This window comes from Enterobacter cloacae complex sp. IR53041 (genome assembly GCF_049238285.1).
Taxonomy (GTDB): Bacteria; Pseudomonadota; Gammaproteobacteria; order Enterobacterales; family Enterobacteriaceae; genus Enterobacter; species Enterobacter roggenkampii.
On sequence record NZ_JBMKHB010000067.1, the window covers coordinates 1 to 5086 of the forward strand.

The 5086-nt window shown below is 50.9% G+C and carries 6 protein-coding genes and 2 pseudogenes; 5 read left to right on the plus strand and 3 right to left on the minus strand.

Going from position 1 to position 5086, the window contains the following annotated elements:
• The 5 genes from ACOTXF_RS23540 to fghA all read left to right on the plus strand — a co-directional run.
• Positions 1-447: IS1 family transposase (locus tag ACOTXF_RS23540; RefSeq protein ID WP_421635306.1), on the plus strand; the 447-nt coding region annotated here is incomplete at its 5' end.
• 113 nt (positions 448-560) lie between these two features.
• Complete coding sequence (gene frmR, locus ACOTXF_RS23545; RefSeq protein ID WP_017384071.1) at positions 561-836, plus strand: formaldehyde-responsive transcriptional repressor FrmR; 276 nt, start codon at positions 561-563, stop codon at positions 834-836.
• A gap of 34 nt (positions 837-870) precedes the next feature.
• A complete protein-coding gene (gene frmA, locus ACOTXF_RS23550) occupies positions 871-1980 on the plus strand; it encodes an S-(hydroxymethyl)glutathione dehydrogenase (RefSeq protein WP_017384070.1) in 1110 nt (369 codons plus the stop codon).
• A gap of 43 nt (positions 1981-2023) precedes the next feature.
• Positions 2024-2422, plus strand: a complete 399-nt coding sequence (locus ACOTXF_RS23555; protein WP_012561111.1) for a VOC family protein — start codon at positions 2024-2026, stop codon at positions 2420-2422.
• 64 nt (positions 2423-2486) lie between these two features.
• Positions 2487-3323 carry an S-formylglutathione hydrolase gene (fghA, locus tag ACOTXF_RS23560; RefSeq protein WP_012561110.1) on the plus strand — a complete coding sequence of 279 codons (837 nt, stop codon included), beginning with the start codon at positions 2487-2489 and terminating at the stop codon, positions 3321-3323.
• A gap of 27 nt (positions 3324-3350) precedes the next feature.
• On the opposite strand, the pseudogene ACOTXF_RS23565 reads toward fghA, so the two are convergent.
• From ACOTXF_RS23565 to ACOTXF_RS23575, 3 genes and pseudogenes are all read right to left on the minus strand, one after another.
• Positions 3351-3503 (minus strand): annotated as a pseudogene (locus ACOTXF_RS23565) (resolvase); the annotation flags it as partial.
• A 114-nt stretch (positions 3504-3617) separates the two neighbouring features.
• A pseudogene (locus ACOTXF_RS23570) lies at positions 3618-3894 on the minus strand (IS3 family transposase); the annotation flags it as partial.
• A 16-nt stretch (positions 3895-3910) separates the two neighbouring features.
• Positions 3911-4987 carry an IS110 family transposase gene (locus tag ACOTXF_RS23575; RefSeq protein ID WP_000227969.1) on the minus strand — a complete coding sequence of 359 codons (1077 nt, stop codon included), beginning with the start codon at positions 4985-4987 and terminating at the stop codon, positions 3911-3913.
• Positions 4988-5086: the final 99 nt, after the last annotated feature.

Genomic DNA, 5086 nt, shown 5'->3' on the forward strand with positions numbered 1-5086 from the left:
AAAAAACTCAGGCCGCAGTCGGTAAACTCACGCATACAACCGGGCAGTGACGTCATTGTTTGCGCGGAAATGGACGAACAGTGGGGTTACGTCGGCGCTAAATCACGCCAGCGCTGGTTGTTTTACGCGTATGACAGGATACGGAGGACGGTTGTGGCGCACGTATTCGGTGAACGCACGTTGGTCACGCTGGAGCGTCTTCTGGGCCTGCTGTCGGCCTTTGAGGTCGTGGTATGGATGACGGATGGCTGGCCGCTTTATGAATCACGCCTGAAGGGAGAACTGCACGTTATCAGCAAGCGATATACGCAGCGCATTGAGCGGCATAACCTGAATCTGAGGCAGCATCTGGCAAGGCTGGGCAGGAAGTCACTGTCGTTCTCAAAATCGGTGGAGCTGCATGACAAAGTCATCGGGCATTATCTGAACATAAAACACTATCAGTAAGTTGGAGTCATTACCGGTGCTCTGATATATTTATTATACTATAGTGGGGTATGTGTTGATCTTAATGTAATACTCCCCTATAGTATAAGAAATACAGAGCAGTGAGGTAAGCAATGCCCAGTACTCCTGAAGAGAAAAAAAAGGTCCTAACCCGGGTTCGCCGTATCCGGGGTCAGATTGATGCTCTGGAAAGAGCACTTGAAAGTGGCGCTGAATGCCGTTCCGTTCTCCAGCAAATCGCCGCCGTCCGGGGCGCCGCTAACGGACTGATGGCAGAGGTGCTGGAGAGCCACATACGGGAAACCTTTGACCAGAATGACAGCTACAGTCATGAAGTCAGTAAATCAGTTGACGATACGATTGAGCTGGTTCGTGCCTATCTTAAATAGGTGAGGCCATTATTACATTGAGGATATATTACGTATGAAATCACGTGCCGCTGTTGCATTTGCACCAGGGAAGCCCCTGGAGATTGTTGAAATTGATGTTGCTCCGCCTAAAAAAGGCGAGGTGCTGATTAAAAACACCCACACAGGTGTCTGCCATACCGATGCCTTTACCCTCTCAGGGAATGACCCTGAGGGCGTTTTCCCGGTGGTTCTCGGCCACGAGGGAGCCGGTATCGTCGTTGAAGTTGGTGAAGGCGTCACCAGTGTGAAGCCGGGTGACCATGTTATTCCGCTCTACACCGCTGAATGCGGGGAGTGTGAATTCTGCCAGTCCGGTAAAACGAACCTCTGTGTATCGGTTCGCGAGACTCAGGGCAAAGGACTGATGCCTGACGGGACCACTCGCTTTTCATACAACGGTCAGCCTCTTTACCACTACATGGGATGTTCCACATTCAGTGAATACACCGTTGTGGCCGAGGTTTCTCTGGCAAAAATTAACCCGGAGGCGAACCATGAACACGTCTGCCTGTTGGGTTGTGGCGTGACTACCGGTATTGGCGCCGTCCATAACACGGCTAAAGTGCAGCCGGGCGATTCAGTTGCCATTTTTGGTCTGGGGGCAATTGGTCTGGCTGCGGTACAGGGGGCCCGTCAGGCAAAAGCGGGACGTATTATCGCTATCGATACTAATCCGACAAAATTTGACCTGGCCCGTCAGTTCGGGGCCACTGACTGCATTAACCCGAATGATTATGACAAACCGATTAAAGATGTTCTGCTGGATATCAACAAGTGGGGTATTGACCATACCTTTGAATGTATCGGTAACGTTAACGTCATGCGTGCAGCGCTGGAAAGTGCTCACCGTGGGTGGGGGCAGTCCGTTGTCATTGGTGTCGCAGGGGCCGGACAGGAGATTTCCACCCGTCCTTTCCAGCTGGTCACCGGGCGCGTATGGAAAGGTTCCGCGTTTGGCGGAGTAAAAGGCCGCACTCAGCTCCCCGGTATGGTCGAGGATGCCATGAAGGGGGATATTGACCTTGAGCCATTTGTAACCCATACGATGACACTGGATGAAATCAATGACGCCTTCGAGCTTATGCATGAAGGCAAATCTATCCGGACAGTGATTCATTACTGATCCCATCAGAATTTTAATCAACTCAAACTGAAGGAAGTGGAAAATGACAACTCCGGTAATTTCTGGTGACGGCATCTTTTCTCATGTGTTCATTGGCGCAGCCGATGTCGAGAAATCCTCCGCATTTTACGATGTCGTCCTGGGCACGCTTGGTATCAATAACCTCGGCCCGTTTGGCAACGGCTGGGTACTCTATGGCCGCGAAAAGCCGGCATTTATCATTGCCCGTCCGGGCAACGGTGAAGCACCTTCCGCTAACGGGGTGACTGTCGGCTTCGCTGCTGCCACCCCGGAAGAGGTTGATGCTTTCCATGCTGCCGGCCTTGCCGCCGGTGGAGCTGATGAAGGTCAACCTGGCCCGCGTGGTCACCTTCCCGGGGCCTATGCTGCCTACCTGCGGGATCCGGCGGGTAACAAAATCACGGCGTATACGTTTATCTGACGTCCGGATTTAAAGATACTTCCCCTGGCTTCGGTCAGGGGAAATAACCATGAGATAACGGCTGATGGAACTCATTGAGCAGCATGCCAGCTCTGGCGGCTGGCAAAACGTGTACCGGCATTATTCACAATCCCTTAATTGTGAAATGAATTTCGGTGTGTATCTTCCTCCCAAAGCAGTAACAGAAAAACTGCCGGTACTATACTGGTTGTCGGGCCTGACCTGTACTGAGCAGAATTTCATCACCAAATCAGGTATGCAGCATTATGCAGCCCGGCATAACGTCATCGTTGTTGTCCCGGATACCAGTCCCCGGGGTAATAATGTCCCGGATGCCGACAGTTACGATCTTGGCCAGGGGGCCGGTTTTTATCTGAACGCGACGGAACAGCCGTGGAATGTTCATTACAGGATGTATGACTATATTCTCAGAGAGCTTCCGGATGTCGTCATGAATCATTTTCCTGCAACGGCAAGAAAATCTATATCCGGTCATTCTATGGGAGGGCTGGGTGCTCTGGTGCTGGCTCTGCGAAATCCTGGTGAATATGTGAGCGTATCAGCATTTTCCCCGATAGTATCGCCTTCTCAGGTGCCATGGGGGCAACAGGCATTTAGCGCTTACCTGGGTGAAAACAGAAAAACGTGGGAAGCCTACGATCCAGTCAGCCTCATTTTACAGGGTGAAAAATTACCAGAAATCTTCATTGATCAGGGGCTGAGTGACGCCTTTTATGAAGAGCAACTGCGCACCAAAATCCTTGAGAGAGTATGCAATGAGATGAACCTCAATGCGTCGTTCCGATATCATACTGGATACGACCACAGCTATTATTTCATTTCCAGCTTTATTGGTGAGCACATTGCTTACCATGCCAACAGGCTCAGGCTGTCAGCATGAGTTGATTTCCAGCCTCAGAAAATGTGCTTAATTTTCAGGCCTGAACAGGGCCTGAACCCTGCAGACCTGAGATGTACTGTAACTGGTGGCTTCAGCAGTTTCTCTTATGCTCAGTTTCTTGACCTGTCGGTAATACAGAACTTTCTTATGTCGTTCCTGATCGGCCTGTTTGCCCCGGTGAATCGCCACGGATAATCTAGACACTTCCGAGCCGTTGATGGACTGACCCCGCCCCGGTAGACGATCCTGCCCTATAGTTTGGACTGACCCCACGCCTGTAGACAAATCCTGTCCTCACGACGAGGCCTGTTCGAAGGCCTCCGGACTGACGTCGCCGAGGTGGCTGTGGCGCCGGGACCGGTTATAGAAGACTTCAATGTAATCGAAGATCCGCCCGGGCCAGATCCCTGGTTTTATATATGCGTTTTCTGATCCGTTCTTTTTTCAGCGAACTGAAGAACGATTCGGCCACCGCATTATCCCAGCAGTTGCCACGCCGGCTCATGCTCGGCGCCAGGTTATTGGCCCGGTAGAAGCGCTGCCAGTCGTCACTGCCGTACTGGCTGCCCTGGACGCCCTTCTAAGAGTCAAGCTGTTATCGGGATACTGTTGATCCGCCTGTTTTGATTGCGCAGTAACGTGTAAACTTCGCGGGAGATATATCGCTTTAGACAGCGTATCGCTTCCATTTTTGTATGTCCTTCGGCTACACGCCTGGCGACATATTCCTTTGTTTTTGCGTCAGTTCGTAAGCGTCCGATGGCGATGATGTGAAGTGCACTATTTGCAGCACGATCTCCACCACGATTAAGTCGGTAACGGTTCGTTTTTCCAGAAGAAACGGGGACCGGGCTGACACCACACAGTGCCGCAAATCCTGATTCTGATCTTAACCGTTGAGGATTGTCTCCGGCAGTGATCAGCAACTGTGAAGCGCTTTCGTATCCGATAGCATTACGTTTAATCAGCTCAGGTGCCAACTCGTCGACAATTGCCGCAATCATGACATCCAGATCAGCGATTTCGTCATGTAACTCGAGATAGCGTCGGGCAAGGGACTTTAATGAAATGCGATAAACGTTGGTTACATTGCGGTATTCACTGGCATCAGGTCTCCAGGAACCCAGGGTCCTGATGAGCTGCATGCGCGTCATATTTCTGAGCTGTTCACGTAATTCATCCGGGGCAGAGATAATATTTGAATGGATAATCTGGAGAGCGACTCTGCGGGCTGATATTGCTGTTTTTCGGCAAGTTTTTAATACCCGCAGGGACTCAATCATGCCATCACGCGTTTTGGGAGTAACTGTCCTGATGCCTGAGAATGCTGCATGAGCGGCACATTCAGCATCAATTGTGTCACTTTTACCCCGTTTGCGTCGCTCCATCCGGTCTGGAGCAGTCACCTCAAGAACTTCTAACCCGGCGTTCTGAAAATAACGAAGCAAACCGGAACCATAGGTACCTGTGCACTCAACACCAATTCGCTTTAATGTCCCAAACGAGGTCATCCATGCCAGCATCTGCCGGTAACCTTGTCGTGTTGTGGAGAAATACTGAGTCCCAAGGACTTTATTGTTCTGATCTACGACAGCGGCAACGTGCAAATCTTTATGTGTATCCACGCCACCCACAACGGCAGCTTCGGTAACTTTATCAACCATGACAGAGGGCACTGTTGCAAATAGTCGGTGGTGATAAACTTATCATCCCCTTTTGCTGATGGAGCTGCACATGAACCCATTCAAAGGCCGGCATTTTCA

Excerpts from the sequence above, each read along its gene's own strand:
- frmR (WP_017384071.1), top strand. The coding sequence starts at position 561 with ATGCCCAGTACTCCTGAAGAGAAAAAAAAGGTCCTAACCCGGGTTCGC.
- frmA (WP_017384070.1), top strand. The coding sequence starts at position 871 with ATGAAATCACGTGCCGCTGTTGCATTTGCACCAGGGAAGCCCCTGGAG.
- ACOTXF_RS23555 (WP_012561111.1), top strand. The coding sequence starts at position 2,024 with ATGACAACTCCGGTAATTTCTGGTGACGGCATCTTTTCTCATGTGTTC.
- fghA (WP_012561110.1), top strand. The coding sequence starts at position 2,487 with ATGGAACTCATTGAGCAGCATGCCAGCTCTGGCGGCTGGCAAAACGTG.
- ACOTXF_RS23575 (WP_000227969.1), bottom strand. The coding sequence starts at position 4,987 with ATGGTTGATAAAGTTACCGAAGCTGCCGTTGTGGGTGGCGTGGATACA.